Source organism: Ensifer sp. 38_S197 (assembly GCF_056924495.1).
Genome location: NZ_JBXOVZ010000001.1, coordinates 906,437 through 932,064, shown reverse-complemented (window position 1 = coordinate 932,064; position 25,628 = coordinate 906,437). Strand labels below are relative to the sequence as shown.

The window sequence follows — 25,628 nt, the reverse complement described above, 5'->3', positions numbered from 1 at the left end:
TCCAGACATAGGCGCTCCTTTGTCCGCGATGACCAGCGCACGTCATCCTTCGGCGCGACGAAGCAGACGCCTCTTCAAGGCAATGTTTTCGTGTGAACGGCGCTTCTGCGGGATCCTGCATCGCTCTTCTGCCGGGTGGATGACTCTGGCCCGCTCCCCTCGGCAGGCTCTTCCGGTGTCCGGCGGAAAAGGTTGAGGAAACTGCTGCCGCCGTGCCAGACGCTGCCGGTCGGTCCGTAATCTCGGGAGTCGCGCGAAGGGGATGAGGGACGCTCGCTATCCAAACCGACGGCGCCGCCTCCGCCGCCTGCGCCGGTCCCGCCGGGCTCGCCGTTTGTGCCGCCACCGTCGCCGGTGCCCGCATCGCCGCCGCCCTCTGCGCCGTTGCTTTGGACGCTTCCGCCACCAGGGCCCCTGAATGTGGCGCTTCCGCGTCCACCGCTGCCTGCGAGACGTCGATCGCCAGAGATGCTTGCACCGCTCTCGCCGTTTTCGCCACCTTGGTCGCTGCCGCCCGCGCCATTTTCACCGTTGCCGCCGCCGACATCGGCGTCGTCCGCATGGGCGGCGGGAATCCAGGAAAAGCCCGCGGCAAAACTCCCGCTGTCGTCGAGGCGCGGCAAATCTCCAGCGAGTGCCAGAAAGCCGCCTATCGACAGGGCCGTCAGTCTCAGCAGGCTTGTCCTCAAGTCTTTCTCCTTATGTAACCGGCGTCGTCTTGCAAGACCTTCTGTGCGGCAGAGGACGGCGGCTGAGCGCGAATGAAGGTTCGCCGGCGGCGACTTTTGCGCGAGCCCTACATATCGTTCAACCGATGAGGGGACAAGCTATTCCACGAGCGGCGCGGTGGAACGCCGGAAGGAACGCCCATTGACGGACCAGACTTTCTCGCTGCTGGTCTTGGTCGGCGCAGCCGGTGGCGATGGACTGGCGGACACTGATGCGATGCAGGTCGCCGGCCCTGTCGATCCGCGCTTGTTCGCCATCCTCGACCAAGCCGCTTCGCGAGAGGAAATCGCGGTCGGCGAAGATCTGGGGACGCTTCGCTGATTTTGGCTCTCGAACTCGGCTGCGGCCAGCTCTGCCGCGAAAACGAACTGGCGCAGCCCGGCCAGTCCGGCCTCGTCACTGGAGACCGGGCGATACCTAATTGACCTCGATCGGCGCCGGGCGACGGCTGGGCGCCGAGGTGGAAGGAAGGCGCCGGCTCGAAATAGACGAGAGCATTTGCCTTGCCGTCGGAAGGGAATGCAATGGCGCTCCCTCCCGACGCGTTTCGTTTTACCCTTCGGCTTCGACTTCGCCGACTGGCATATAGAGGTCGCCGCCTTCGCGATACTTCGCGGCCATCGCCTCCAGCCCTTCCTTCTGCGCTTCGGCGCGGATGTCGTGCGAGATCCGCATCGAGCAGAACTTCGGGCCGCACATGGAGCAGAAATGCGCCACCTTGTGCGCTTCCTTCGGCAGCGTCTCGTCGTGGAAGTTGCGGGCTGTCTCCGGGTCGAGCGACAGGTTGAACTGATCCTCCCAGCGGAACTCGAAGCGGGCGCGTGACAGCGCGTCGTCGCGCACCTGCGCGGCGGGATGGCCCTTGGCGAGATCGGCGGCGTGGGCGGCGATCTTGTAGGTGATGACGCCCACCTTGACGTCATTGCGGTCCGGCAGGCCCAGATGCTCCTTCGGCGTGACGTAGCAGAGCATCGCAGTGCCGAACCAGCCGATCATCGCGGCGCCGATGCCGGAGGTGATGTGGTCGTAGCCGGGAGCGATATCCGTCGTCAGCGGTCCGAGCGTGTAGAACGGCGCCTCGCCGCAGACGGCGAGCTGCTTGTCCATGTTTTCCTTGATCTTGTGCATCGGCACGTGACCGGGGCCTTCGATCATCACCTGACAATCCTTGGCCCAGGCGATCTTCGTGAGCTCGCCGAGCGTCTCCAGTTCGGCGAATTGCGCCGCGTCGTTGGCATCAGCGATCGAGCCGGGGCGCAAGCCATCACCGAGCGAGAAGGAGACGTCATAGGCGCGGCAGATATCGCAGATCTCCTCGAAATGCTCGTAGAGGAAGCTTTCCTTGTGATGATGCAGACACCACTTGGCCATGATCGAGCCGCCGCGCGAGACGATCCCGGTGACACGGTCGACGGTGAGCGGGATGTAATGCAGCCGCACCCCGGCATGGATGGTGAAATAGTCGACGCCCTGTTCGGCCTGCTCGATCAGCGTGTCGCGATAGACTTCCCATGTGAGGTCCTCGGCAATGCCGTTGACCTTTTCCAGCGCCTGGTAGAGTGGCACGGTGCCGATCGGAACCGGCGAGTTGCGGATGATCCATTCGCGGATGTTGTGGATGTTGCGGCCGGTCGAAAGGTCCATGACCGTGTCGGCGCCCCAGCGGGTCGCCCAGACCATCTTTTCGACCTCTTCGGCCATCGACGAGGTGACGGCGGAGTTGCCGATATTGGCGTTGATCTTCACCAGAAAATTCCGACCAATGATCATCGGCTCGGATTCCGGATGGTTGATGTTGGCGGGCAGGATCGCTCGGCCGCTGGCGATTTCCTGGCGCACGAATTCCGGCGTGACATGATCGGGGATATGGGCGCCGAAGCTCTCGCCATCGCGAACTTTCGCGCGCGCATCGCGGCCGAGGTTTTCGCGGATCGCCACGAACTCCATTTCCGGCGTGATGATGCCGGCGCGGGCATAGGCAAGCTGGGTTACCGCCTTGCCGGCCACTGCCTTAAGCGGCGCATGCTGGAACGGGAAGGTCGGCGTCAGCCGGTCGCCGCTGGCAAAGCCGTTGTCCTCCGGCCGGACAGTGCGCCCCTCGTAGGTTTCCACATCGCCGCGGGCGACGATCCAATTGCGGCGGAGCCGCGGCAACCCCTCCTCGATGCGGATTTCGGCATCGTCTGCGGTATAGGCGCCGGAGGAATCATAGACCGTGACCGGCGGTTCGCCCGAGGTCGGGTGCAGCGCGATCTCACGCATCGGCACGCGGATATCCGGATGCAGGATGCCGGCCTTGTGGACTTTTCGGGATGCCGGAAGCGGACCTTGGGTGACCGAGAGAGGGGTGGGCTTTGTGGCAATATTCATGACGAGGCTCCAAGTTTGCGATTGGAGACCCAGTTCTGATGCCGGAAGGATGAAAGACGCGCCGCCAGGTGCTGAATGCACGGAATCCTGGCTTCGATATCTGCACCGTCCCTACGCCAGTATGAACTGGATCAGGTTCAACGGGTCACTGCGCCACAGCCGGCGAGCCGGCCATCCAGCAGAATCTCAGCCCCTTGCGGGACCCCCCTGGTGAATGCCTAGAAGATAGCCATCGAACGGCACGGGTCGTCAAGCGCGAAATCGCTCGTTGCTCAATATGCACGTTAAACGGGTATTCCGGATGTAGACTCGACGCTAGTGGTCAGGTTTTTCCGGAACGCCGCGCTCCGCATAATCGGCGCGGTTGATGCCGTGGCGCTGGAGCTTGTCGTAAAAGGTCTTGCGCGGAATGCCGAGCGCTTCGATGGTCGCCTTGACGTCGCCGCGCTGGGCTCGGAGCGCCTCCTTCAGGATCTCCGCCTCGTAGCGTTCGAGCCGCTCCGGCAGCGCGAAACCGGACTGTTCGGTCGAGACAACGGGTTGCCCCAACGGGCCTTCGACGCCAAGCGCGACGCGTTCGGCAAAATGCGAAAGTTCGCGCACATTGCCAGGCCAGTTGTGCGTCATCAGGTGCTGCTGCACGGTCGGTGAGATGACGGGCACGTCACGCTTGAAGCGCTCGACTGCCCGGGTCAGGAAATGCGAGAAGAGCAGCGGGATGTCGTCACGGCGTTCGCGCAGCGGCGGGATCGACAACGTCACGACGTTCAATCGAAAGTAGAGATCTTCGCGAAAGTCACCGCGCTGCGCCGGGTCGCCGAGATCGATTTTTGCGGCGGCGATGACGCGGATATCGACGGGACGGACCTGATTGGTGCCGAGTGGCGTAATCTCGCGGGCTTCAAGAACACGCAGCATCTTGACCTGAGTTGCCGGCGGCATTGCCTCGATCTCGTCGAGGAACAGCGTGCCGCCGCTGGCGTGTTCGATGCGACCGACGCGCTTCTTCAAGGCGCCGGTGAAGGCGCCCGGCTCGTGGCCGAAGAGTTCGCTTTCGATCACCGTTTCCGGCAACGCGCCGCAGTTCAGCGCGACGAAGTTGCCGTTGCGGCGCCGGCTCCAATTGTGGAGCAGGGTGGCGACCACCTCCTTGCCGCTGCCGGTTTCGCCGGCGACGAGGACGTCGACATCCGTGTCGGCGATGTGCCGGATCGTCTGCCGCAGCCGCTCCATGACCGGTGTTTGGCCGATCAGCGGCAGGCTGTCGCCGGCCGTCTCCGCCGCCCGTTTCAACGCGCGGTTCTCCATGACGAGCCGGCGCTTTTCGAGGGCGCGCCGCACGCTCTGCACCAGCCGATCGGCGGCAAAGGGCTTGGGAATGAAGTCATAGACGCCATCCTGCAATGCCTGCACCGCCATCGGGATATCGCCGTGGCCGGTTACCAGAATCACCGGCAGGTCGGCATCGAAGGCGGCGATGCGGCGATGAAACGCCAGGCCATCGATGCCCGGCATGCGGATATCGCTGACGACGATGCCGTCGAAATCGGCATCGAGCGTCTCCAGCGCTTCAGCGGCACTTGCAAGCGAGGTGACGGCAAGGCCGGCAAGCTCCAGCGTCTGCTTCATCGCCTTGCGCAGATCGTTGTCGTCGTCGATGAGGTAAACGGACGGCTGCATCGCTCAGGCCCTTTTCAGGCGGACCGTGAAGACGGTGCCCCTGTCGCTGGTTTCGACTGATATCTCGCCGCCATAGTCGGCGACGATCTCCTTGGAGATGGCAAGACCGAGGCCGAGTCCTTCGTCCTTGGAGGTGTTGAATGGCGTGAACAAATCTTCGTGGATATGCTGCGGGATACCCGGGCCATTGTCGGCAACGACAAGCGAAACGCTGCCGGAAGGGCCGTCCTCGCAACGCACGCGGATTTCGGCGTCGGTCCGATTGCCGAGCGCTTCGAGCGCGTTCTGCAGGAGATTGATCAGGACCTGTTCAAGACGGATACGGTTGCCGAACACGCTGAGGCCGTTTTCCGGCAGGTCGACGACGATCGCATCCATGCGGCCGGCAAAGCGGCTGCGAAGGAGCATCAGCGCGCCTTCGACCACATCGCGCATCGGTGTCGGCTCGGCGACGAAGCGGCCCTTGCGGGCAAAGCTCCGGAGTTCGTCGGTGATGGTGCCGACCCGTTCGGTAAGGTCTGCGATGCTGGCGAGGTTCTCCACTGCCGTTTCCTGCTGGCCGCGTTCGAGGAAGGTGCGGGCGTTGTCGGCATAGGCGCGGATGGTGGCGACCGGTTGGTTGATCTCGTGGGCGACGCCGGCGGCCACCTGGCCGAGGATCGCCAGCCGGTTCGCCTGGACCAGCTCTTGCTGAACCGCCTGGAGTTTCTCGCCGGTGCGCCTGTGGTCGGCGATCTCCGTTTCCAGATGATCGCGGGCAAGGCTCAAGTCACGGGTACGCTCCGCCACGCGGCGCTCCAGTTCGTCACGGGCGGCACGTTCCCTCGCCGCCGCCAGCGTCAGCGCCTGGCGGCGACGCAGGAGGAAGGCGACCAGCGCCAGCAGCGGCACGGTCACCGCTAGCGCGATCAGCCGGGCCTCCCGGGTTGCCGCGGCCAGGGCGCCGTCCAACGGGGCGAGCTGTTCGAGACGCCAGTTGGTGGTCGGGATCATGGTTTCGACCCGCAGGAACCGTCGCTCCCTATCGCCCGGCAGCAGCGCGCGCAACTCGCTGGAACCGTTACTGGTGGGCTCGATATCGCGAAACGGCAGCGGCAACAGGGAAGCGTTACCAAATTGCAGGCTGTCACGGATCGCGGCGAGGCGATCGCGGGGAATGGTTCTGGTCGTCATGAAGCGCCAGGATGGAAAGCTGGTGATCAGCACGATGCCGCGCCGGTCGGTGACATAGACGGGTTTGCCGGACGCAAGCCACTCCGTCTCGACGTCGTCGAATTCGAGCTTGGCGACGACGACGCCGATCGGGCCGTCAGGGCCCTGGACCCGACGCGAGATGTAAAGGCCCGGCCGCTTGCTGACGGTGCCCATGGCGAAGTGCTCCGCCTTGCCGTCGCGCATCGCTACGCGGAAATATTCGCGGAAGGCGTAGTCGTTGCCGACGAAGCTCGTCGGCTCGTGCCAGTTGCTGGCGGCAACCGCAACGCCGTCAGTGCCGATCACATAGATGACGGCCGCGTCCGTATTGGCGGCGAGCGCTTGCAGCTTTTCGTTCAGCCGCTGCAGCGCCTGGCCATCACGTGTCGAAAGTGCCGCCTTCACCTCGACGTCGTCGGCCAGCACCAGCGGCGTCGAGCGTTGGCGCTCGAGCACGGCGCGCAGCAGCGAAGCCTTCAGATTGGCGTCGATCCGGCTTTGGGCATCGACCGTCTCGAGTGCCTGGCTGCGACCATATTCGCCGGCGAACAGAAGCCCGGCGACGAGCAGCGCCAAAGCGAGGCCGGCAAACACCAGCCAGATGCGGCGCATGGACCTGTCGAGATCTGCCAGGTTCAGGGGGGCGGATGGGGCATTGAACATCGCCTGATTGTGCATTTTTCCGCTCAGACTTCCAGGTGACTTGTGCGGAAATCCGCTCAACTCTTCGTGCGCGTCGACCCGCATGCGCAAAAGGTCTTCATCGATTCAATGGTTTGGCTCTGACCGCAGAGAACTGGCACGCCTGTTGCAATTGGCATCCTCATGACAGCCCGAGCTGTCGCGCATCGGAAATTGACCCGGGAGGCCCGGCATGACGCCGGACTGGGTCCAGTGGAGGATCTCATGATTATCGACCAATCCGCGGAACCGCGCGGCAAGACACCATTCTATCGGCATCTCTATGTCCAGGTCCTGGCGGCGATCGCGGCCGGCATTCTGCTCGGCCATTTCTATCCGTCGCTCGGCACCGAGCTGAAGCCGCTCGGCGACGCCTTCATCCGCCTCGTCAAGATGATCATCGCGCCGGTCATCTTCCTGACGGTTGCGACCGGCATTGCCGGCATGACTGATCTCGCCAAGGTCGGTCGCGTCGCCGGAAAGGCAATGATCTACTTCCTGACCTTCTCGACGCTGGCGCTGGTTATCGGCCTGATCGTCGCCAATGTCGTCCAGCCCGGCTCCGGCATGCACATCGATCCCGCCTCGCTCGACGTCAAAGCCGTGACGACCTATGCCGAGAAGGCGCATGAGCAGACGATCACCGGCTTCCTGACGAACATCATCCCGACGACGCTGGTCGGTGCTTTTGCCGAAGGCGACATCTTGCAGGTACTATTCGTCTCCGTTCTCTTCGGTCTCGCGCTGGCGATGGTCGGCAAGAAGGCCGAGCCGGTCGTCGACTTCCTGCACGCGCTGACGCTGCCGGTCTTCAAGCTCGTCGGCATCCTGATGAAGGCCGCCCCGATCGGCGCCTTCGGGGCCATGGCGTTTACCATCGGCAAATACGGCGTCGGCTCGATCGCCAACCTGGCGATGCTGATCGGCACGTTCTATCTCACGTCCTTCCTCTTCGTGTTCCTGGTTCTCGGCGCCGTCGCCCGCTACAACGGCTTCTCGATCATCGCGCTCATCCGCTACATCAAGGAAGAACTGCTGCTGGTGCTCGGTACCTCCTCGTCGGAAGCTGCACTGCCGGGGCTGATGAGCAAGATGGAAAAGGCCGGCTGCAAGCGCTCGGTCGTCGGTCTCGTCATCCCGACCGGCTACTCGTTCAACCTCGACGGCACCAACATCTACATGACGCTGGCGGCTCTCTTCATCGCCCAGGCGATGGATATCCCGCTGTCGCTCGGCGACCAGGTACTGCTGCTGCTCGTCGCCATGCTGAGCTCCAAGGGTGCCGCCGGCATCACCGGCGCCGGCTTCATCACGTTGGCCGCAACGCTCTCGGTCGTACCAGCCGTGCCGGTCGCCGGCATGGCGCTGATCCTCGGCATAGACCGCTTCATGTCGGAATGCCGTGCACTCACCAATTTCGTCGGCAATGCGGTCGCCACGATCGTCGTCGCGAAGTGGGAAGGCGAGTTGGATGAAGCGCAGATGGCAGCGGTCCTTGGCGGTCGCGCGCCGGAAGCCCTGCCGCAGCCGGCGCTGCAGCCAGCCGAATAAGCTTGCCTCCCAAGGCATGACTGCCTAAGCGCAGTCCGGACGCGGCTCGTGGCGACACGGGCCGCGTCGTCGCTTGGACCCTATTGATCGCTCAACGTCATCTTCGACTTCTCAGGCGCGCCGGCGTTGAGATAGGCGATGAAATCCCGGAGCATAGGCACCCGGCGCGGACGGAAACTCTCGTCCGTCATCCTGATGTCGGCGATGCGGTCGACGCGGAACTTGCGGAAATCCTGGCGCAGGCAACACCATGCGAGCAGCACCAGCATCCGCTCCAGATAGACGATCGCGAGCGGTAATACCTTTCTGTCAGTCCGTTTCTGCCCGGCGTCCACATAACCGATGACGACGGCGCGCTCCTGCCAGCAGGCCTCGCGCAAAAGGCTGACATCAGCCACCTGCGGATCCCTGCGCTCGAAGCGATAGACCTGCGACGCGGCATGCAGTGCCTGGCGCTGCAGCCGGTCGGGCAACGTCGCCGTTATCTTGGAAAGCACCGCGCCTGCTGCCGCCGCGAGGTCCGGTTCGCCCATGTGCTGCACTTCTGCGAGGCCGAGCACGAGCGCCTCGATCTCCAGTCGCGTGAAGGTTTGCGGCGGCAAGGCGATGTCCTCCGTCAGCCGGTAGCCAAAGCCGCGTTCGCCGTCGATAACGGCGCCGGCAGCACGCAGGCTGTCGATGTCGCGATAGAGCGAGCGCAACGACACACCGGTTTCCTCGGCAAGGCGCGCGGCTGTCACCGGAGAGGGCAATGTGCGAAGCGCCTGGAGCAGGCGGAACAGACGATCACTACGGGCCATGGCTTTGGAAGATGGACGAAGCCTACTGACGAAAACTGGCAGTTGGGCGACTGTATAAGACCCGCATCCGCAAAGGCAACCGAGGAACCTTATCATGCTGACGCTGTTTCACGCCCCGCGCTCGCGCTCGTCGCGCATCATCACGCTGCTTCGCGAACTTGACGCCATCGACAAGGTGGAGATCGAGATCGTCGACATCACCCGCGGCGATGGCAATGGTCGGAGGGACCCGAAGAACCCGCATCCGGAGGGCAAGGTACCACTGCTTGTGCATGATGGCGTGGTGCTTTGGGAGAGCATTGCGATCATTCAGTATCTGACCGACCTTTTCCCGGAAAAGAAGCTGGCGCCGCTTGCAGGCGACCGGGAGCGCGGCCGGTATCTGAGCTGGCTCGCCTGGTATGCGGGCGTGGTCGAGCCCGTGCTGATCATGCAGGCGGCGGGGCTTTCCCATCCCTACCTGAATTTCACCTTCCGCGGTCCGAAGCAGATGGCCGAGCGCCTTGAAAGCGCGCTGAAGGATAGCCCCTATCTGATGGGCGACCACTACACGGCTGTAGACCTGCTGCTGCATTCACCTTTTGCCTGGTATCCTGCAGCGACACCGGACAGCAATGCCGTCAAGACATGGGTCGAGCGTTGTGGCGCACGTCCCTCGCTGCAATGGACCGCCGACTACGATACTCGCGCCGCGGCCGCGGCCTGACTGCACTGAGTGGCCGCTCGCCCAGAGGGCAGCATTCCTCCGCTATTTTCGTTTGAGGTTTATCTCGCTCGTTACCACTTGCTTGCCCGAAGCGGGATCGACATCAATCGTCGTCAACTGCATTCCATTGGCGCCGATCTTGCGTACGGTCAGATCGGCGCGACGATCGCCGTTGACGTCCTTGGCCCAGCGGATGGTGAGATTGATCGCGTCGCCGCGGCGACTGCCGTTGAGCCCGGCGCGCCCGCCACGGGGGCCGAGATAAGAGCCGCTGTAGGTCGAACCTGTGTAGCGCAGCTTCGCGTCGATAGCGCGCGAGATCAGCAGCATCCCCCGGCAGACGCCGGCCATCGACAGCGCGAGGCCGGTTGCCTCGGAGTTGAAGCTGCAGGAAACGGTGATTGGAGACATGTTGGTCCGGATACGAACGACGCCAACGCCCGCCCAGCTACCACCCAACGACTTGAGGAATGCACCCTCATCCGCGCGCCCAACGCCAGGGGCGAGCGCGGTCATGACGACAAGCAACAACCAACGGGGCATGGATGCAACCCTCCGTTCAGCGGCGTCGATAGTACATCAGTGGGTGTCGTGATCACCAGCCGAACGCGTCAGTGTGGCGGATGTTCCGTTCTTCGCCTCAGATCCCGTGCAGAACCTGCGTGGCCTTGACGGCGGCCGACGCCCGGTTCTCGACGCCGAGCTTCACATAGATCTGTTCTAGATGCTTGGTTACGGTACGCGCGCTCAGGCCCAGGATCTCGCCGATGTCGCGGTTCGCCTTGCCCTTGGCGATCCAGAGCAGCACTTCGGATTCCCGCTGCGTCAGCACGAAATGCTGGCGCAGCATTTCATCGTCCGTCAGCCGGTTCTCGGCCGTCAGGCGAAAGAGATACTCGTTCGGGCCGATACCACCGAGATAGGATATCTGCAGGCCCGATTGGCCCGGCTGGTCGAGCGTGAAGCTCTCCTCGTGCGATGACGCTCCTCGGGTGCGGCTTTCCATCCAGCGCGCGATGCGTTTCGTGACCGTACCCAATCCATCGTCGCGGCCGGTTGCGGCATTGACGAGGCGGGTCGCCTGAGGCGTCGACCAGCAGATACCGCCATCGGCGCGAACCGCCAGCAGGTGGCGCCCGGCGGCATCGAGCGCGACCCGCGCGCTTTGGGCCGAGCGCGCATTGGACAAATGAACGCGGATGCGCGCCCTGAGTTCGTCGATGTTGATCGGCTTGGTCAGATAGTCGACGCCGCCAGCCTCAAGGGCGCGAACAACATGCTCGGTCTCCGTCAATCCGGTCATGAACAGTACCGGTGTTTGGCCGACGGCGGCATTGGCCTTGAGGCGTCGGCAGGTCTCGAAGCCGTCCATGCCAGGCATGACGGCGTCCAGCAGAATGACGTCGGGGGTTATGCGCTCCGCGATCGACAGCGCGGCATGGCCCGACGTGGCGATCAGCGCGGAAAAGCCCGATTGCTCCAGGGCCTCGGTGAGGAAACCGAGGGCTTCCGGTGAATCGTCGACGAGCAGAACGATGTCCCGGCGGTCGTAGGTCTCAGCCACGAGCGTCGCCTCCTTCTTGGGTGCAATTCTTGAGGAAGGCGTCGTAGCCCGAGAGATCGAAGGCCTGCACATAGGAACGGGCTTCTTCGACAAAGGATTGATGTTCGGGCTTCATCGCGATCTCCGTCAGTTTGGCCTCGATGCCCCGGATGTAGCCGATCTCGCCGAGGCGGATCAGTTCCTGAACATGGTGGAAGTGCGGGCGCGTCATCGGCCGGGCAATTGGGACGGTATGCAGTTTTTCTTCGCCTTCGTGGATCCAGGTCAGACCGAGATGGACCGCAAGCTTGTCGACGAGTTGCCCGACGACGAAGGGCTTGGCGAGCGTGTCGTCGTGGCCGGTGAAAGAGCCGGTGGTCGATCCGTCGCCGATGTTGGCCGACAGCATGATGATCGGCGCCATTTGTCCGATTTCGCGCAGTCGTCCGGCGAGTTCCCAGCCGTTCATGCCCGGCATCGAAATGTCGATCAAGAAGAGGTCCGGGCTGACGTCTTCAAGGAGAGAGAGGCAGTCGCCTCCGGATGGAACGGCGAAGACCGTGAAATCCATGGGCAGGAGGATTTCACGCATCAGGGCGCGATGATCGGCATTGTCGTCGACGACGACGATCGTGCGCTGCGGGCCGAGGTAGGAGGTGATGCGCCGGACGGGCGCTGCAAGCGCCGGACGGTCGACTGCCGAAAGCATCAAGCGGACGCGAAAGCTGGTGCCTTCGCCGAGCTTACTGGTCACGGCGATTTCGCCGCCGAGCGTCTGCGTCAGAAGTCGGGTGATCGTCAGCCCTAGGCCGAGGCCCGGCATGTTGCCTTGATGCTCGGCCTCGCCGCGCTGGAAGGGGTCGAAAATGCGCGGCAGATCCTTGTCCGCAATGCCGCGGCCGCTGTCGGCAATCGTGAAGGTCGCAACCTGGCTGCGATAGGCGACGTCCAGGCGGATGCCGCCGCGCTCGGTGAACTTCAGCGCGTTGGAGAGAAGGTTGACGAGGATTTGGCGCAGACGCTTCTCGTCGGTCTTCACATAGCGCGGTAGGCTCGCGGCGCGCTCGTGTTCGAAGGTGATGCCCTTGGCCTGCGCCTGCGGCCGGAACATTTCGACGATCTGGTCGAGGAAGTCGTGAATGTTGATCTCGTTGGAATAGATCTGCAGCTTGCCGGCCTCGATCTTGGAAATATCCAGCAACCCGTCGATCAGGCCGGAGAGATGATCGGCACTGCGCTTGATCACCTTGATCGCGCCCTGTCGGGCCGGCGGAATGGTCTCGTCGCGCTCCAGCACCTGGGCATAGCCGAGTACGGCGTTGAGCGGCGTCCTGAGTTCGTGGCTGAGGCCGACGACATAGCGGCTCTTGGCACGATTGGCCGCCTCCGCCGTTTCCTTCGCCTGCTGCAGCGCCGCGTCCGTCTTCTTGTGAGCGGCGATTTCTTTAAGAAGGAGCGTGTTCTGGCGCGAGGATTCTTCTTCCGCAACGACGCGGCTGTCATGGGCGAGCACATAGAACCAGGAGACAATGCCCGCGAGCACGGCGAAGACGAAGAAGACGACGGCGATGGTGCGTTCGACGACGGCGGCGGTCTCCGGAGTAGCGCCGGCGGTCTGGTGCGCGATCATCGCCAGGATCAAGCCGATGCCGGCAATCGAGAGGATCGCGCAGATCGCGTAGCGGCCGAGGCGTGTTGCCAGCTTTTCCGTGACGGTGCGCGGAAGCAGGATGTTGGCGACGGCTGCGACCTGAGCGTTGAAGCGGGCCTTCGGCTTGCACATGTCATGGCAACGGCTGTCGAGCGAACAGCAAAGCGAACAGATCGGTGCGGCGTAGGCCGGGCACCAGGCCATGTCCTCCGGCTCGAACGGATGCTCGCAGATCGAGCAGGCGATTTCGCTCTGGTTTGCCCAGCTTCTGCGTGGTTTGCGGGCGAGGTAGAATTTGCCGTCTGTCAACCAGGCAATCAGCGGAGAGGCGATGAAGGCGACGACGAGCGCGATATAGGGCGCAAGCGAAGCGGCGATCTCGCCGAAGGCGCCGAAATGTGCCGTCAGGGCTACCGTCGCCGAGATCGCCATGGCGCCGAGCCCCACCGGGTTGATATCGTAGAGATGGGCGCGCTTGAACTCGATGCCCTGCGGTGAAAGGCCGAGCGGCTTGTTGACGAAGAGGTCGGCCGAAATCGTGCAGAGCCAGGCCATGGCGATGATCGAGAAGACGCCGAGCGTTTCTTCGAGCAGCCGATAGATACCGAGTTCCATCAGGAGAAGCGCGATGGCGACATTGAAGACCAGCCAGACGACGCGGCCCGGGTGACTGTGGGTCAGGCGCGAGAAGAAGTTCGACCAGGCAAGCGAGCCGGCATAGGCGTTCATGACGTTGATTTTCAGCTGCGACACGACGACGAAGACGACCATCAAGAGCAGCGCAGCCGTTTCGGACGGGATCATGTAGCCGAAGGCGGTGTAGTACATCTGCGCCGGATCAGCGGCCCTGGTCGAGGGCACGCCGCTCGAAAGCGCCAGCACGACGAGAAAGGACCCGGCAAGCAGCTTCGGCGCGCCGACGATCACCCAGCCGGAGCCGGCGAGGAAGACGGCGATGCGATGATGCAGCTTGCGCTGCCCGTCCGGCGGCAGGAAGCGCAGGAAGTCGACCTGCTCGCCGATCTGCGCCATCAGCGCGAAGATCACGGCCGACGCTGCACCGAATTCGACGAGACCGAAGGGCGCAAGCGTGCCGGGAGGGCCCGAGGCGTGATGAATGCCGGAATAGGCAAGCCAGGCGCCGACCTTCTCCCAATCGGCGAACGCGATGAAGACGAAGGGCAGGATGTTGAGCACGATCCAGAAGGGCTGGGTCAAAAGCTGGAACTTGCTGATCAGTCGCACACCGTGGGTGACGAGCGGGATGACGACGGCAGCGCTGACGATATAACCGACCCACAAGGGGATGCCGAGCGCCAGTTCGAGCGCCCCCGACATGATCGAGGCCTCGATCGCGAAGAGGATGAAGGTGAAGCTCGCATAGATCAGCGAGGTCAGCGTCGAGCCGATGTATCCAAAGCTGGCGCCGCGGGTGAGCAGATCGATGTCGACCCCGTGGCGGATGGCATAGCGGCTGATCGGCAATCCTACGGTCAGGATCATCAGGCTTGCGACCAGGATCGCGACGATCGCATTGGTGGTGCCATAGGACATGGTGATCGCGCCGCCGATGGCTTCCAGTGCCAGGAAGGAGATGGCGCCGATGGCGGTCTGCGAGATGCGCTCCGAGGAGAAGCGCCGCGCGCTCTTGGCGGTGAAGCGCAGCGCATAGTCTTCAAGCGTCTGGTTGGCGACCCAACGATTGTATTCCCGCCTTATGGGAATGATGCGCTGGCGTGCCGCCATGGGGGTCCTAACGTGCCGTCGAGGGAGTTTCTGCACTTTTTCTTAGCACGGAATATTTCTGCTTAAAATTGCTGCAACAGGGAAAATGTGATGGTCCGCACGGAAAAACCGGGCCCTCCGGTTTCGGGCTGTAAGTGCCGAACCGGATGGTTGCCCAGGACGGCCCGGAAGTTCTTGAATGCAGTACGCCGTTAGCTGGGCCGGCAATAGATCGGGTTGCTGATGGCGCGGCGGATCGTACGGTTCGCAAGATCGTCCTCGGAAAGCTGCCAGGGCAAGCCCTTGCCGCCAAGGGCCTCCCGGAATGCCTCGACGATCCCGCCGCGGCTTGCGGCTGAAACGATCTCGGTGCGCAGGAAGCGATCGGGCGAGCCGACATACTGGCCGGTCCAGTCGTCGGCTTCGATCACCTGTTCACCGATGACGCCCGAGGCATCGAGCCACATCAGCTTGTCGCCTTTGGCGCCGCGAACCTGCGCATCCGCTGCCACGGGGCCGGAGACGGTCGATCCCATCGGCTCACCATTGGCAGTGAGTTCCAGATGCGGTCCCGTTGGGCTCTCCGTGACATAGCCGCGGCCGCATTTCATGGCGCCGAGCACGGCCTCTTCGGATAGTTCCTCGAGATGAAGTACTGTCGTCGGACGGGCGAGGACCAGGGGGGCCTCCGGCATCAGGCGGGCCGGCTGGTGAAAGTCGCTGCCGCCGATGGCGGAGATCTTCATGCCTGAGGCGAGGCGCTGCTGGTAGCGCTCCAAGGACACCCAGTTCCAGGCAAGCCAGTGGGATTGCCAGACCTCTATGCAATCGATCTTCGGCAACTCGTAGTCCCAGGGGATCGTCGGCTTGTCGTGGTTGATCGAAAGTAGTCCGCCGCGCTCATGCACCATGCGCGCGAGCGTGTGGGCGTGCTCGGGTCTCGTCATGCGGAAATCAATCCAGTCGTCGACGCCAAAGACATTGGCGTGGCCGACCGCAGTGGTGACTTCCATGGCACGCACGAAGACGAGGTTTGGAGAAGAGTGCGGATGAAAATAACGTCGCTGGGTGATCGTGTTGTGGTCGGCAACCGCGAGGAAGTCGAGCCCTGCCTGGCGCGCTGCCGCGTGCAACAGTTCCGGCGAGCCTGCCGCATCCGAATGGAAGGTGTGGCAGTGCAGGTCGCCGCGATACCAGCCGGGTCCCTTGCGTATCGGGAACTGTCGCACCGGCTGCGGTGCGACCGCGCGCGGACTGCTGTCATAGTCGATGGTCACCAGTGCCTCGACGCCGTCGTCAGGGATCTTGTAGAGACCCAGCATGACCTTCCATCGTCCGGGTGGTATCGCGCCATGGACATAGCCGGGCGTGGCGTCGTCGGTGGCGACGAAGAAACGGTTGCGTGCGCCGCCGCTCCAGCCGCGAAAGCCCCGCTCCGTCGGATAGTCCGTGGCACGCGGATCAAGCACGCCGAGATCGACGATGCACCCCTCAGACTTCGGATAGCTGAGCGTCACGTCGATCCGTGTCACGCCGTCCGGCACATCGAAGGGCACATAGAAATAGGGATCGGCGGCCTGGTGCTTGCGGGTGATCCGCACGGCGAATTCCTGCATGGCCGCCTCAGCGCTCGCCGGCCGCGGGAATGCGTGCGCCGTTGTCGTCGAAGAGGGTGACATGCCTGGTATCGAAGGCGAGGTGCACCGAGGTACCGACTTTGATCTCGTCGTCGGTAAAGATGCGCGCGGTGACGCGGCCATTGTCGCCGCGCTCGAGGGTGACGAGGCTTTCCGGCCCCATGTTCTCATTGGCGAAGAGTTCGCCGGAAAGAACGTTGTGGTCGGTGGGACCGGCGACGCGCAAATGCTCCGGTCGGACGCCGAGCGTCATCTTACCGGCCTTTGCCGCTTTGGCGATGGCGTTGTTAAGTTCGATCGGCGCGACCTGAAGACCGCCAGCGCTGAGATGCAGCACGCCTTCGCCGATGGATGCTTCGACGGCAACAAGGTTCATCGGCGGGTTGCCGACGAAATTGGCGACGAAGGTGGTCGCCGGCCGGCGATAGATCTCGATCGGCGGCGCAAACTGCACGATCCGGCCCTTGTCCATGACCGCGATGCGGGTGGCGAGCGCCATGGCCTCGGCCTGGTCGTGGGTGACATAGACCGCCGTCATGCCCATGTCGCGCTGCAGATGGTTCAAGAAACCGCGGGCTTCGAGGCGCAGTTTCGCGTCGAGGTTCGAGAGCGGCTCGTCGAAAAGGTAGACCTCGCTCGGATAGACGAGCGCGCGGGCAAGCGAGGTGCGCTGCTGCTGGCCGCCGGAAATCTGGCTCGGCAGGCGCTTCAGGAGATCACCGATCTTCAGCACGTCAGCCACCTCCTTGGCCCGGGCGTGGCGCTTGGTTTCCTGCTCGCCGCGCACCTTCAAGGGATAGGCGATGTTGTCGGCGATGTTCATGTGCGGATAGAGCGCATAATCCTGGAAGACCATGGAAATGCCGCGGTCCTTCGGATGCAGATAGGTGACGTCGCGGCCGCCGATCATCACCCGGCCCGACGTTGGCGTTTCGAGGCCGGCGATCATGCGAAGGCTCGTCGTCTTCCCGCAGCCGGAAGGGCCGAGCAGGCAGATGAACTCACCATCGGCGATTTGGAGGCTGATGTCGGGAACGGCGACGAAGGCGCCGAAGCTCTTGGAGACGTTTTGGAATTCGACAGAGGCCATGGCGGATTTCCGATTAAGACTTGATGCCACCGAAGAACCGGAAACCGAATTTCCAGTTCACGAAGAGGTAGAGGGCGATGACCGGCAGCGAATAGATCAGCGAATAGGCAGCGAGCAGCGTGACGATCGGCGTGCCGGCTTCCGAATAGAAGGAATAGATCGCAACGGACGCTGGCATCAGCCTGTCGCTGCGCAGCAGGATGAAGGGGATGAGGAAGCTGCCCCAGATGTTGACGAAGGCCCAGACGACGACCACGACGATGCCGGGTCGGATGACCGGCAGCGCGACATCGAGGAAAGCCTGCAGCGGCGAGGCGCCGGCGACCATCGCGCTTTCCTCATACGAGCGCGGGATTGCGTCGATGAAGTCGCGAAGGATGAACATCGCCGTCGGCAACAGCCCGCCGGCGAAGACGAGGATGACGGCGAGATGGGTGTCGATCAGCCCGGCCGCCGAGATGATCAGGAAAATCGGCACCATCGCCGCCGAGCCTGAAACCACGGACGAAAAGAGCAGCAGGATATAGGTGACGGCGCCTTTGCCCGGGATCGGCGAGCGCGAGAGCGCATAGGCCGCAAGCGTCGCCGCCGCGCCGACCAGCACTACGCCGCCTGCCGCCTGGATGAGACTGTTCAAGAGCGCCTGCATGGCGAAGGTGTTCTCAAAGACGGTCACGAAATTCGACAGCGTGAAGGGCGAGGGGATGGCAAGCCCGAGTTCGGCGCGGGCATTGAACGGCGCGAAGATGAACCAGACGAGCGGCAGTGCGAAGACCGTGCCGAGGACGGTGGCGGCAGCCGCAAAGACCGTACGCCTTACGAAGATGTTCTGCGTCCTCTTCTGCATCATTCCGCCTCCACCGGCTTCTTATGGGCTATGCGAAGATAGATGAGCGCGAAGGCCAGGTTGATCAGCATGATGACGACGCCGACGGCAGCGCCCTTGCCGAATTCGAAATCCTTGAAAGCGATGCGATAGGTGTAGATCGAGAGGATCTCGGTGCGATAGGACGGCCCGCCATGGGTGAGCAGGAACGGCGTGAAGACGTTGAAGGTCCACATGGTGATGAGGATCAGGTCCGTCACGACATGACCGCGGATCAGCGGCAGCGCGATGTCGCGCAGCTTCTGCCAGGAGGTGGCGCCGGCAACGTCGGCAGCTTGAAAGTAGCTCGGCGGGATCGACTGGAAGGCCGAGTTGAACAGCATCATCGAGAAGGCGGCACCCCGCCAGGTGTTGAAGAAGACGATCACCCAGAAGGGCTGCTGCAGCAGCCAGTCGCCGGGCGGCAGGCCGAGGCCGCGCAGGATCATGTTGAGGGTGCCGTTGTCGTAGTCGAGAAAGGCGAACCAGGCGAAGCCGATCACCACTTCCGGCAGGATCCAGGCGGCGATGACGGCCGTCTGCAGGAAGGATTTGAGCGTCGGTGTGACCGACTGGCTAAGCCAGGCGAGCAGCAGACCGAGAAGCGCCTGGCCGATCAGCGCCGAGAGCAGCACGAATTGGATCGTCAGGGTCAGTGAGAAGCCGAACTGGCCGCGGGTGAAGAAGGTCGCGGGGTTGAAGAGGGCGAAATAATTCTGCAGCCCGACGAAATCAGGGTCGACCGCCGTGCGCCCGAGCAGCGTGCGATTGGTGAAGGAGACGAAGATCACCCAGAAAAAAGGAATGATGACGAAGACCCCGACGAGAGCCGTCGCGGGCGCAAGGAAGAGTGCGCCGGCGCGCGTCGAAAGCAGTGAGAATTTCTTCATGCCCTTTTTCCGGATCGGTCGCCCGGCCGCTGGAGGGCCGGGCGCGCTGGTCACTGGATGGGGGGATGAGGGAGCCGTATGGGTTCCCGTTTTCACCCCGCGCGGCTTTTAGAGCGTGCTGACGGTGTTTTCTTCGCCGACGATGGCAATGACCGCCGCCTTGTATTGGGCCATCGCATCCTCGGGCGACAGCTCGCCGGAAACGACGCTTTCGGTCATGCGTTGGATCTCGGTCGAGACTTTGTTGTAATTGGCGTCATTCGGCCGGGCCGTAGTGATTGGCAGCAGTGTCGTCGCCGTTTCCGTCAGGAACGGCGAATTGGGGATTGCCACGTCGTCGCGGATGCGGATCGCCGGCTGGATCTCCTGGAAGGCCGTGAGTTGCTCCTTGCTGTTCATGAAGGAAAGCAGCGCCCAGGATTCCTGGGGCGCATCGGTATGCGGATTGATGACGAAGCCGGTGCCGCCCGAGACGGTGACGAAATCCTGGCCGCGAAGCCCCTTGCCGGGTGCTGTGGCCGGCATCTTCTTCCAGGTCATGACATTGTCGCGATCGGCCACCGCAAACTCGGCGCCGGGCGCCGTGACGGAGCGGTAGAACCAGTCGCCTTCGACGAGCATCGCGGTCTTGCCGTCACGGAAATTGGCGAAGGTGCGGTTGCGGCCGTCAGCAAGCAACTGCGCGCGTTGATCGCCGAGCTTCTCATCGACATAGATCGTCTTGTAGAGCTTCAGCGTGTCGAGAATGCCCTGGCTCGAAACGATGTATTTTCCGCTCTCGTCGGTGACTTGCTCGCCGGTACCGAGCAGTGCCATCCAATAGCCCTGCATCGTCGTTGCCTCGCCCATCGAGACGCCCGCATTGAGCTGCAGCGGGAAGCTCTCGGGTGCGGCCGCCTTGATCTTGCGGGCGGCGTCGAGCAACTCCTCCCAGGATTTCGGCTGCCAGTTGTCGGCGTCGAGCCCGGCGGACTTGAAGAGGTCCTTGCGTACGAAGATCATGCGCGCGTCGGTACCAAGCGCGATGCCATAGGGCCTGCCCTGGTAGCTCATCAGAGCTTTGGTGCCGTCGGAAATGTGCTGCCAGCCGTCCCATTTCGCAGCGTCGGGACCGGCCACTTCCTCGAGTGATTTGAGAAGGTTGCCCTGAACGAAGCTCGGGATGAGAAAGCCGTCGAAGCCCGAGACGTCGGGGCCGGCGCCGGTGGAGAAGTCGAGTGCGAGCTGCTGTGTCAGCTGCTCGTCTTCGCCACCAAACTGCGTCAGCTTGACGGTGACGTCCTTGCCTTCGGCCTTCATCTTCTCGGTGAAGGCTGGAATGACCTTCTGTTCGATCCACTCGGCCATGCCGCTGTTGACGCCGCCGACGACGCAGCGGCAGGTGATGTTGAGTTCGGTGGCGCTCGCCGGCGCCGCAAAGGCAATGGCCGCGGCCGCGCTGAGCAATAGGGAATGAAACCTGGTACGCATGTTTTCTCCTCCCGGCGGTCCACTGCGGACCAAAGTGTCTGGCTGTGACAGTCCGGCCCTCCTCCAGGTCCGCTGTCCCGACGACGATCAAGAATGAACACGCTTTCATTTTTGTCAACATAGACCATCGGTTCTTTCTACGATTACGACGGGAATTGTTATTCCGCTTGACGAAATCGATAGGTTGTTCTCTTTTGCTGGTGAACACGTTTTCATTTTGTGACGAATAGATGAACGATCGCGCCGACAAGAAAGCCGCCCGAGCCACCGCTGACCAGGTGGCGCGCGAAGCCAATGTTTCCCGCGTTGCCGTATCTCGGGCTTTCAACCCGAACGCCTCGCTGAAGCCGGAGAAGCGCGACCGTATCCTCAAGGTGGCGCGCGAACTGAACTACACGCCCGACATGGCGGCGCGTTCGCTCGTCACCGGCCGTTCGCACCTTGTCGGCATGATCGTGCCCGACGTCTGCAGCCCTTGGGAAAGCCAGGAGATCGACGCGCTGACGACGGCATTGCAGGCGGAGGGTTTCGCAACCCTTCTCTTCAAGGTGAAGGCCGATTTCAGCATGGACCCGCGCTTGCTTACCTATATGCGCGGCTTCAATCCGGATTCGGTAATCGCCTTTACCGAGAACATCCTGCCGGACGTGCTCTGCGGTTTTCTCGATCGCGCCGTGCCGATCTATGTGATCTACGACGACGTCGCGCAGTTTGCGGGGGCGGCATCCGGCACCCTCTACGACCGGCTGCTTGTCCGGCAGAAGAACGGCATCGAGCAGGCCGTGGCCCTGCTTCAGGGCTATGGCGCGCGCCGCATCGCCTATCTCGGCGGCAAGGCGCAATCGCTCGCCAATGCCGAGCGCGAGCGCACGCTGAAGGAGACGCTTGCCGAGCGCGGCATGGATGCGCCGATCGTGCTTCCCGGCGACTATACCTACGAAACCGCCTATCAGGCGACGCTCGACCTCTTTCGGATCGGTGAGGGGGCCGACGCGATCTTCGCGGCCAACGACGTCGGCGCCTTCGGTGCCATCGATGCGCTCCGCCATGAACTTGGCCTTTCCGTGCCTGATGACGTCAAGGTCGTCGGCTTCGACGACATCCCGCAGTCGCACTGGAAGAGCTACAACCTCACCACCGTGCGCATCGACCTCGAAGAGCGGGTGCGCGCGCTCGTTCGCCTGATCCTCATGCGACTTCGGGCACCCGATGCCGAGCCGCTCACCGAGACACTCAACACCCGCCTGATCGTGCGGGGCACCGTCGGCTGAAGGTAGTGAACATGACCGAAAAGCGCATTCACGTCGTCTTCAAGACTCATCTCGATATCGGCTTTACCGATCACGCCGAAAAGATTCGTCAGCAGTATCACGAGCGCTTCATTCCGCAGGCGATCGAAACCGGGGCGCATTTCTACAACGAGAATCCACACGAACCGCAATTCATCTGGACGACCGGCGCCTGGCTGATCTGGGACCACCTGCATTCGCGTTCGAAGAACGAGGTCGCGCGACTGGAACAGGCGATCGAGCGCGGCCTGATCCGCTGGCATGCGCTGCCCTTCACGACCCATACGGAGCTGATGTCGCCGGAGCTTTTCCGCGCCGGGCTCTCCCATGCCCAGGAGCTCGACCGTCGCTTCGGTTTGACGACGACCGCCGCCAAGATGACCGACGTGCCCGGCCATACGCTCGGCATGGTGCCGCTGCTTGCGGAAGCGGGCGTGCGCTTCCTGCATATCGGCGTGAACTCGGCTTCGCCGCCACCGGAAATTCCCGATGTCTTCCGCTGGCGGGCGCCGGGCGGCGAGGAAATCGTTGTCATGTATCAGCGCTCCTATGGCGAGACCTATTTCCCGCAAGGCCTTTCCGATGGCCTGAGCTTTGCCCATACGAGCGACAATATCGGCCCGCAGAGCGTGTCGCAGACGGCCGAGGCGTACCGCGATATTCTGAAGCACGAGCCGGGCGCCACCGTGCGTGCCGCGACGCTTGAGGATTACGGTGCGCTTATGTGGGATGCGCGCGCGCGTTTTCCGGTCGTGGAGAAGGAACTCGGCGATAGCTGGATCCATGGCAGCGGCACGGACCCGGAAAAGATCGCCCGTTATCTCGCGTTGCAGCGGCTCTATGGTCGCTTCACGGAAGAGCAGATGACGGCGAGCCGTCAGGCTTTCGGGCGCAAGCTGACGTTGGTCGCCGAACACACCTGCGGCGTCGATATCAAATCCTTCCTGCGCGACGAAAAGGCCTGGGCGCGCCCTGCCTTCGAGGCGGCACGAGGGACCGATCCGCGCTTTCAGTACACGGAGGCTTCGTGGTGGGAGCAGCGCGCCTATCTCGACCAGGCGGTGGCGGAACTGGAAGTCGAGGATGCAGCCCGCGCCGAGGCAGCTCTTGCCGATCTCGCGGTTGCGCCGCGACCCGTGCCCGCCGGTGCCGCAACGCGGCTTGAGGTCGGCGGATGGAGCATCGATCTCGATCCGGGGACGGGCGACGTCGCCGCGCTGACTGCACCCGACGGCCGAGAGATTCGCGGCGCCAATGGATCGCTAATGGCCTACCGCTATGAAAGTTATGATGCCGGCGATGTCCGCCGACACATGGATAGCTATCTGACTCATTGGATGGACTGGGCCGTGCTCGATCATGACAAGCCCGGACTTGCTCACGTCGCCGAGGCCCGTTCGCAAGCCTATCGACCGGAGCTTCGAGGCACGACCGCCACATCGATCGTCGCAGCGATGCCGGCCGAGGCGGTAGAGCAATGCGGTGCCCCGGCTGATATTGCGCTGGAATTTTCCGCGACCTCAACCGGCCTAGACGTCCAGCTGACACTTTACGGCAAGAAAGCCAACCGAATGCCGGAGGCGAGCTTCCTGTCTTTCACACCCGAGGGGCGCTCTGCCTGGACCGTGCGCAAAATGGGCCTCTGGCACGACACCGACAATTTCGCCCGTGCCGGCGGCGCCCAGTTGCAGGCGGTCACGGCCGTGCGGGGGCGGCCGGAATCGGGCACAGAGTTGATGGTCGAGAACCTCGACACGCCGTTGGTCGCGCCTCAGGCATGGCCGTTCATGGCCTTTTGCAAGGACCTGCCCGACTACTCCGCCGGCGTCCGCTTCAACATCCACAACAACAAGTGGGGCACCAACTTCCCCATGTGGTGGGGCGGCGATTTCACCACACGCTTCAAGCTCAGTTTCGTCGACGGCTATTGAGCGCAAGGTTCGAGATTGCGCGCATTCCGAGTGCGGGGCTGCGCCATCGATGATAGGATGGCGCGGCGGCCGAACCATGGGAGGTCGGAATGCATCGCCCTGTCATCTCCCTCGTCGCCGGAGGGCTATCCATCACAAGCGCGATCGCGGGAGAGCCGGCGGTCTTCCATGCGGAACATTTCAGCGACGACACGGTCGTCAGCCTTGCACTTGCCGGCAATCGCGCGGCACTGCTGCCCGATTACGACTACGATGTGCTGATCTCGATCTCCTCCCGACGGGTTGTCGATGGGAGCGTGTACAATGATCCCGGAAAGCACCGTGCGCTGGTGAAGTGCAGCGATCCGGCGAAAGTCTCCGTCCGGGGCGTCGACTATCCGGTGCTGGCGTCGGCGCCGGTTGATTGGAAAGCCGATCTCTGGAGAGCTGTTTGTATGGTGCCGGTCTCGTAAGGCGAAGTCACGGCGGCGGTCATGCCGCCGGCGTGGCGGGGCAGATACCAGGCATCGACAGGCAGTCTGCGTCCGGAAAGCGTGACGTCCCTCTGCGCCATCCAGTTGGCGGGCGGGATCGGAGTCATGAGGCGCGCCATCAGCGCAGCCGATACCGCCAGCGGCGCATCAAGCGATTTGGTCAGGCTTTCCAGGCGCTGGGCGACATTGACCGCGTCGCCAATGACGGTGAATTCGCTGTGGCAACCGCTGTCCAGCACGCCGCCGACCACCTTGCCGTAATGCAGGCCGATGCCGGCATCGAGGGCGGGGTGGCCGTTGAGGGCGTTGTGGTTCTTCCAGTCGTTCAGGGCGTCGACGAGATCGAGGGCGCAGGCCATTGCCCGATCTGCATCGTCGTCCATGGGCCTCGGTTGACCGAAGACCGCCATCACGCCGTCACCAATGAATTTGTCGACGGTGCCGCCATGTTCGAAAATCGTCTGTGAGACGAGTTGGCGATACTCAGCCAGCACGAAGGCGAGTTCCGGAGCAGCTGCGGTCTCAGCGAAACGAGTGAAATCGCGCAGATCAACGAACATGATTGCCGCATTCCGGCGTTCCAGACCAAGAGCGCCTCCACGCTCCTCAAGTTCCGAGACCACCAGCGGCGAGAAAAAGCGGGAGAGGTTGAGGCGCCGCTGGTCAGCCTTGAGGGCCTCCTTGCGCGTCCGGTCGTGATCCCGCGCGAGAAGATAGATGGCGAAGGCGGTGAAACCGAAACTGACGGTCAGGCCGAGATCCTGATTGAAGAACGAGCCGAGCAGCGGGAGCACCCCCGCGGTAGGATGTCTTGCGGCCGTAATTGCCAGCATCGCCACCCAGGACGTGAGCACGATGCCGGAGAAAATAAGGACGAGCCGTCTTTCCAGCTTGAGGCCGACATGGACGAGCAGAATGAACGCCACGACCAGGCTCGTCGTCGTCAGATTGTGGCTTTCGTTGACCGGCCCGGCGAGGATGTGTGCGTAAAGGAGCAGCGCGACCAACAGGGCGTCAAAGACGACGAAGGCCGTCTTCAGCCACGAGCGCCCGGGCAGGTAGCGCGCAACTGCCACCGAAGCGACGCTGATGACCAGATAGCTGACGACCACGATCGAATGCATTCGTTCGGTACCCTCGTTGCCACCAAGCAGGAGGTTTGCCAAAAGGATCGCAAAGGCGACGAAGCGAAGAAGGATCGAGCGTATCTCGCGGGCAGAATCCCATTGGGGGTGTAGTGAGGACGTCATGTTTGTCGGCCCTGAGATTTGAATATCCTGCCCGTGCCCGCGGACGACCACCGGCTAAAAGTTGTCACCAAAAGTTGCCAACTATCAGCCCTGCTACCGTTCG

The 25,628-nt window shown here is 63.0% G+C and carries 20 protein-coding genes and 1 riboswitch; of the genes, 6 read left to right on the top strand and 14 right to left on the bottom strand.

All coding sequences use genetic code 11. The features are described from left to right. Nucleotides 1-74 precede the first annotated feature (74 nt). A complete protein-coding gene (locus tag AC1Z3V_RS04210) occupies nucleotides 75-689 on the bottom strand; it encodes a hypothetical protein (protein WP_483497391.1) in 615 nt (204 codons plus the stop codon). A 181-nt stretch (nucleotides 690-870) separates the two neighbouring features. Between AC1Z3V_RS04210 and AC1Z3V_RS04205 the strand changes: the two genes are divergently transcribed. Beyond that, nucleotides 871-1,050, top strand: coding sequence for a hypothetical protein (locus tag AC1Z3V_RS04205; RefSeq protein ID WP_483497390.1), 180 nt, complete (start codon nucleotides 871-873; stop codon nucleotides 1,048-1,050). Between the two features lie 231 nt (nucleotides 1,051-1,281). On the opposite strand, the gene thiC is transcribed toward AC1Z3V_RS04205, so the two are convergent. The 3 genes from thiC to AC1Z3V_RS04190 form a co-directional block, all read right to left on the bottom strand. After that, on the bottom strand, nucleotides 1,282-3,099 hold the full coding sequence (gene thiC, locus AC1Z3V_RS04200) for a phosphomethylpyrimidine synthase ThiC (RefSeq protein WP_483497388.1): 1,818 nt from the start codon (nucleotides 3,097-3,099) through the stop codon (nucleotides 1,282-1,284). A 90-nt stretch (nucleotides 3,100-3,189) separates the two neighbouring features. After that, nucleotides 3,190-3,318: riboswitch (TPP riboswitch) on the bottom strand. 96 nt (nucleotides 3,319-3,414) lie between these two features. After that, nucleotides 3,415-4,779: a sigma-54-dependent transcriptional regulator gene (locus AC1Z3V_RS04195; RefSeq protein WP_483497386.1), complete on the bottom strand. Its 1,365-nt coding sequence runs from the start codon at nucleotides 4,777-4,779 to the stop codon at nucleotides 3,415-3,417. Nucleotides 4,780-4,782: 3 nt separating this feature from the next. Beyond that, nucleotides 4,783-6,651: a sensor histidine kinase gene (locus tag AC1Z3V_RS04190; RefSeq protein ID WP_483497384.1), complete on the bottom strand. Its 1,869-nt coding sequence runs from the start codon at nucleotides 6,649-6,651 to the stop codon at nucleotides 4,783-4,785. Between the two features lie 228 nt (nucleotides 6,652-6,879). Between AC1Z3V_RS04190 and AC1Z3V_RS04185 the strand changes: the two genes are divergently transcribed. Continuing rightward, nucleotides 6,880-8,205: a dicarboxylate/amino acid:cation symporter gene (locus AC1Z3V_RS04185; RefSeq protein ID WP_483497383.1), complete on the top strand. Its 1,326-nt coding sequence runs from the start codon at nucleotides 6,880-6,882 to the stop codon at nucleotides 8,203-8,205. 80 nt (nucleotides 8,206-8,285) lie between these two features. Here the strand turns inward: AC1Z3V_RS04185 and AC1Z3V_RS04180 are convergent, their stop codons facing one another. Beyond that, a complete protein-coding gene (locus tag AC1Z3V_RS04180; protein ID WP_483497381.1) occupies nucleotides 8,286-9,005 on the bottom strand; it encodes a helix-turn-helix transcriptional regulator in 720 nt (239 codons plus the stop codon). A 94-nt stretch (nucleotides 9,006-9,099) separates the two neighbouring features. On the opposite strand from AC1Z3V_RS04180, the gene AC1Z3V_RS04175 reads away from it, so the two are divergent. Then, nucleotides 9,100-9,711: a glutathione S-transferase family protein gene (locus tag AC1Z3V_RS04175; protein WP_483497380.1), complete on the top strand. Its 612-nt coding sequence runs from the start codon at nucleotides 9,100-9,102 to the stop codon at nucleotides 9,709-9,711. Between the two features lie 42 nt (nucleotides 9,712-9,753). Here AC1Z3V_RS04175 and AC1Z3V_RS04170 read toward each other — a convergent pair whose 3' ends face one another. The 8 genes from AC1Z3V_RS04170 to AC1Z3V_RS04135 form a co-directional block, all read right to left on the bottom strand. After that, entirely contained in the window at nucleotides 9,754-10,254 is a 501-nt protein-coding gene (locus AC1Z3V_RS04170) for a hypothetical protein (RefSeq protein WP_429813856.1), read from the bottom strand. Nucleotides 10,255-10,351: 97 nt separating this feature from the next. Further along, nucleotides 10,352-11,275: a response regulator gene (locus tag AC1Z3V_RS04165; RefSeq protein ID WP_483497379.1), complete on the bottom strand. Its 924-nt coding sequence runs from the start codon at nucleotides 11,273-11,275 to the stop codon at nucleotides 10,352-10,354. Then, nucleotides 11,268-14,651, bottom strand: coding sequence for a hybrid sensor histidine kinase/response regulator (locus AC1Z3V_RS04160; RefSeq protein WP_483497378.1), 3,384 nt, complete (start codon nucleotides 14,649-14,651; stop codon nucleotides 11,268-11,270). Before AC1Z3V_RS04160 ends, AC1Z3V_RS04165 begins: the two co-directional genes overlap by 8 nt. A gap of 191 nt (nucleotides 14,652-14,842) precedes the next feature. Next, nucleotides 14,843-16,246 carry a CehA/McbA family metallohydrolase gene (locus tag AC1Z3V_RS04155; RefSeq protein WP_483497377.1) on the bottom strand — a complete coding sequence of 468 codons (1,404 nt, stop codon included), beginning with the start codon at nucleotides 16,244-16,246 and terminating at the stop codon, nucleotides 14,843-14,845. Nucleotides 16,247-16,253: 7 nt separating this feature from the next. Then, complete coding sequence (locus AC1Z3V_RS04150) at nucleotides 16,254-17,357, bottom strand: ABC transporter ATP-binding protein (protein WP_483497375.1); 1,104 nt, start codon at nucleotides 17,355-17,357, stop codon at nucleotides 16,254-16,256. Between the two features lie 13 nt (nucleotides 17,358-17,370). Continuing rightward, nucleotides 17,371-18,204, bottom strand: coding sequence for a carbohydrate ABC transporter permease (locus AC1Z3V_RS04145; RefSeq protein WP_483497374.1), 834 nt, complete (start codon nucleotides 18,202-18,204; stop codon nucleotides 17,371-17,373). Then, nucleotides 18,204-19,112, bottom strand: coding sequence for a carbohydrate ABC transporter permease (locus AC1Z3V_RS04140; RefSeq protein ID WP_483497373.1), 909 nt, complete (start codon nucleotides 19,110-19,112; stop codon nucleotides 18,204-18,206). The genes AC1Z3V_RS04145 and AC1Z3V_RS04140 overlap by 1 nt, the downstream gene beginning before the upstream one ends. 108 nt (nucleotides 19,113-19,220) lie before the next feature. Then, nucleotides 19,221-20,582 (bottom strand): extracellular solute-binding protein, encoded by a 1,362-nt coding sequence (locus AC1Z3V_RS04135; RefSeq protein WP_483497372.1) that lies wholly within the window; start codon nucleotides 20,580-20,582, stop codon nucleotides 19,221-19,223. A 230-nt stretch (nucleotides 20,583-20,812) separates the two neighbouring features. Between AC1Z3V_RS04135 and AC1Z3V_RS04130 the strand changes: the two genes are divergently transcribed. From AC1Z3V_RS04130 to AC1Z3V_RS04120, 3 genes are all read left to right on the top strand, one after another. Next, the gene (locus tag AC1Z3V_RS04130; protein WP_483497371.1) at nucleotides 20,813-21,853 is read left to right on the top strand and encodes a LacI family DNA-binding transcriptional regulator; all 1,041 of its coding nucleotides are present in this window, start codon (nucleotides 20,813-20,815) and stop codon (nucleotides 21,851-21,853) included. An 11-nt stretch (nucleotides 21,854-21,864) separates the two neighbouring features. Continuing rightward, a complete protein-coding gene (locus tag AC1Z3V_RS04125; RefSeq protein ID WP_483497369.1) occupies nucleotides 21,865-23,802 on the top strand; it encodes a DUF5054 domain-containing protein in 1,938 nt (645 codons plus the stop codon). Nucleotides 23,803-23,891: 89 nt separating this feature from the next. Further along, nucleotides 23,892-24,254, top strand: a complete 363-nt coding sequence (locus AC1Z3V_RS04120; protein WP_483497367.1) for a hypothetical protein — start codon at nucleotides 23,892-23,894, stop codon at nucleotides 24,252-24,254. On the opposite strand, the gene AC1Z3V_RS04115 is transcribed toward AC1Z3V_RS04120, so the two are convergent. Next, nucleotides 24,176-25,525, bottom strand: a complete 1,350-nt coding sequence (locus AC1Z3V_RS04115; RefSeq protein ID WP_483497365.1) for an adenylate/guanylate cyclase domain-containing protein — start codon at nucleotides 25,523-25,525, stop codon at nucleotides 24,176-24,178. The two genes, AC1Z3V_RS04120 and AC1Z3V_RS04115, sit on opposite strands and share 79 nt — an antisense overlap. Nucleotides 25,526-25,628 lie beyond the last annotated feature (103 nt).

What these genes read in the sequence shown, in the direction of transcription:
- thiC (WP_483497388.1), bottom strand. Translation starts at nt 3,099, where the DNA reads ATGAATATTGCCACAAAGCCCACCCCTCTCTCGGTCACCCAAGGTCCG.
- AC1Z3V_RS04195 (WP_483497386.1), bottom strand. Translation starts at nt 4,779, where the DNA reads ATGCAGCCGTCCGTTTACCTCATCGACGACGACAACGATCTGCGCAAG.
- AC1Z3V_RS04190 (WP_483497384.1), bottom strand. Translation starts at nt 6,651, where the DNA reads ATGCACAATCAGGCGATGTTCAATGCCCCATCCGCCCCCCTGAACCTG.
- AC1Z3V_RS04185 (WP_483497383.1), top strand. Translation starts at nt 6,880, where the DNA reads ATGATTATCGACCAATCCGCGGAACCGCGCGGCAAGACACCATTCTAT.
- AC1Z3V_RS04180 (WP_483497381.1), bottom strand. Translation starts at nt 9,005, where the DNA reads ATGGCCCGTAGTGATCGTCTGTTCCGCCTGCTCCAGGCGCTTCGCACA.
- AC1Z3V_RS04175 (WP_483497380.1), top strand. Translation starts at nt 9,100, where the DNA reads ATGCTGACGCTGTTTCACGCCCCGCGCTCGCGCTCGTCGCGCATCATC.
- AC1Z3V_RS04170 (WP_429813856.1), bottom strand. Translation starts at nt 10,254, where the DNA reads ATGCCCCGTTGGTTGTTGCTTGTCGTCATGACCGCGCTCGCCCCTGGC.
- AC1Z3V_RS04160 (WP_483497378.1), bottom strand. Translation starts at nt 14,651, where the DNA reads ATGGCGGCACGCCAGCGCATCATTCCCATAAGGCGGGAATACAATCGT.
- AC1Z3V_RS04155 (WP_483497377.1), bottom strand. Translation starts at nt 16,246, where the DNA reads ATGCAGGAATTCGCCGTGCGGATCACCCGCAAGCACCAGGCCGCCGAT.
- AC1Z3V_RS04150 (WP_483497375.1), bottom strand. Translation starts at nt 17,357, where the DNA reads ATGGCCTCTGTCGAATTCCAAAACGTCTCCAAGAGCTTCGGCGCCTTC.
- AC1Z3V_RS04145 (WP_483497374.1), bottom strand. Translation starts at nt 18,204, where the DNA reads ATGCAGAAGAGGACGCAGAACATCTTCGTAAGGCGTACGGTCTTTGCG.
- AC1Z3V_RS04140 (WP_483497373.1), bottom strand. Translation starts at nt 19,112, where the DNA reads ATGAAGAAATTCTCACTGCTTTCGACGCGCGCCGGCGCACTCTTCCTT.
- AC1Z3V_RS04135 (WP_483497372.1), bottom strand. Translation starts at nt 20,582, where the DNA reads ATGCGTACCAGGTTTCATTCCCTATTGCTCAGCGCGGCCGCGGCCATT.
- AC1Z3V_RS04130 (WP_483497371.1), top strand. Translation starts at nt 20,813, where the DNA reads ATGAACGATCGCGCCGACAAGAAAGCCGCCCGAGCCACCGCTGACCAG.
- AC1Z3V_RS04125 (WP_483497369.1), top strand. Translation starts at nt 21,865, where the DNA reads ATGACCGAAAAGCGCATTCACGTCGTCTTCAAGACTCATCTCGATATC.
- AC1Z3V_RS04120 (WP_483497367.1), top strand. Translation starts at nt 23,892, where the DNA reads ATGCATCGCCCTGTCATCTCCCTCGTCGCCGGAGGGCTATCCATCACA.
- AC1Z3V_RS04115 (WP_483497365.1), bottom strand. Translation starts at nt 25,525, where the DNA reads ATGACGTCCTCACTACACCCCCAATGGGATTCTGCCCGCGAGATACGC.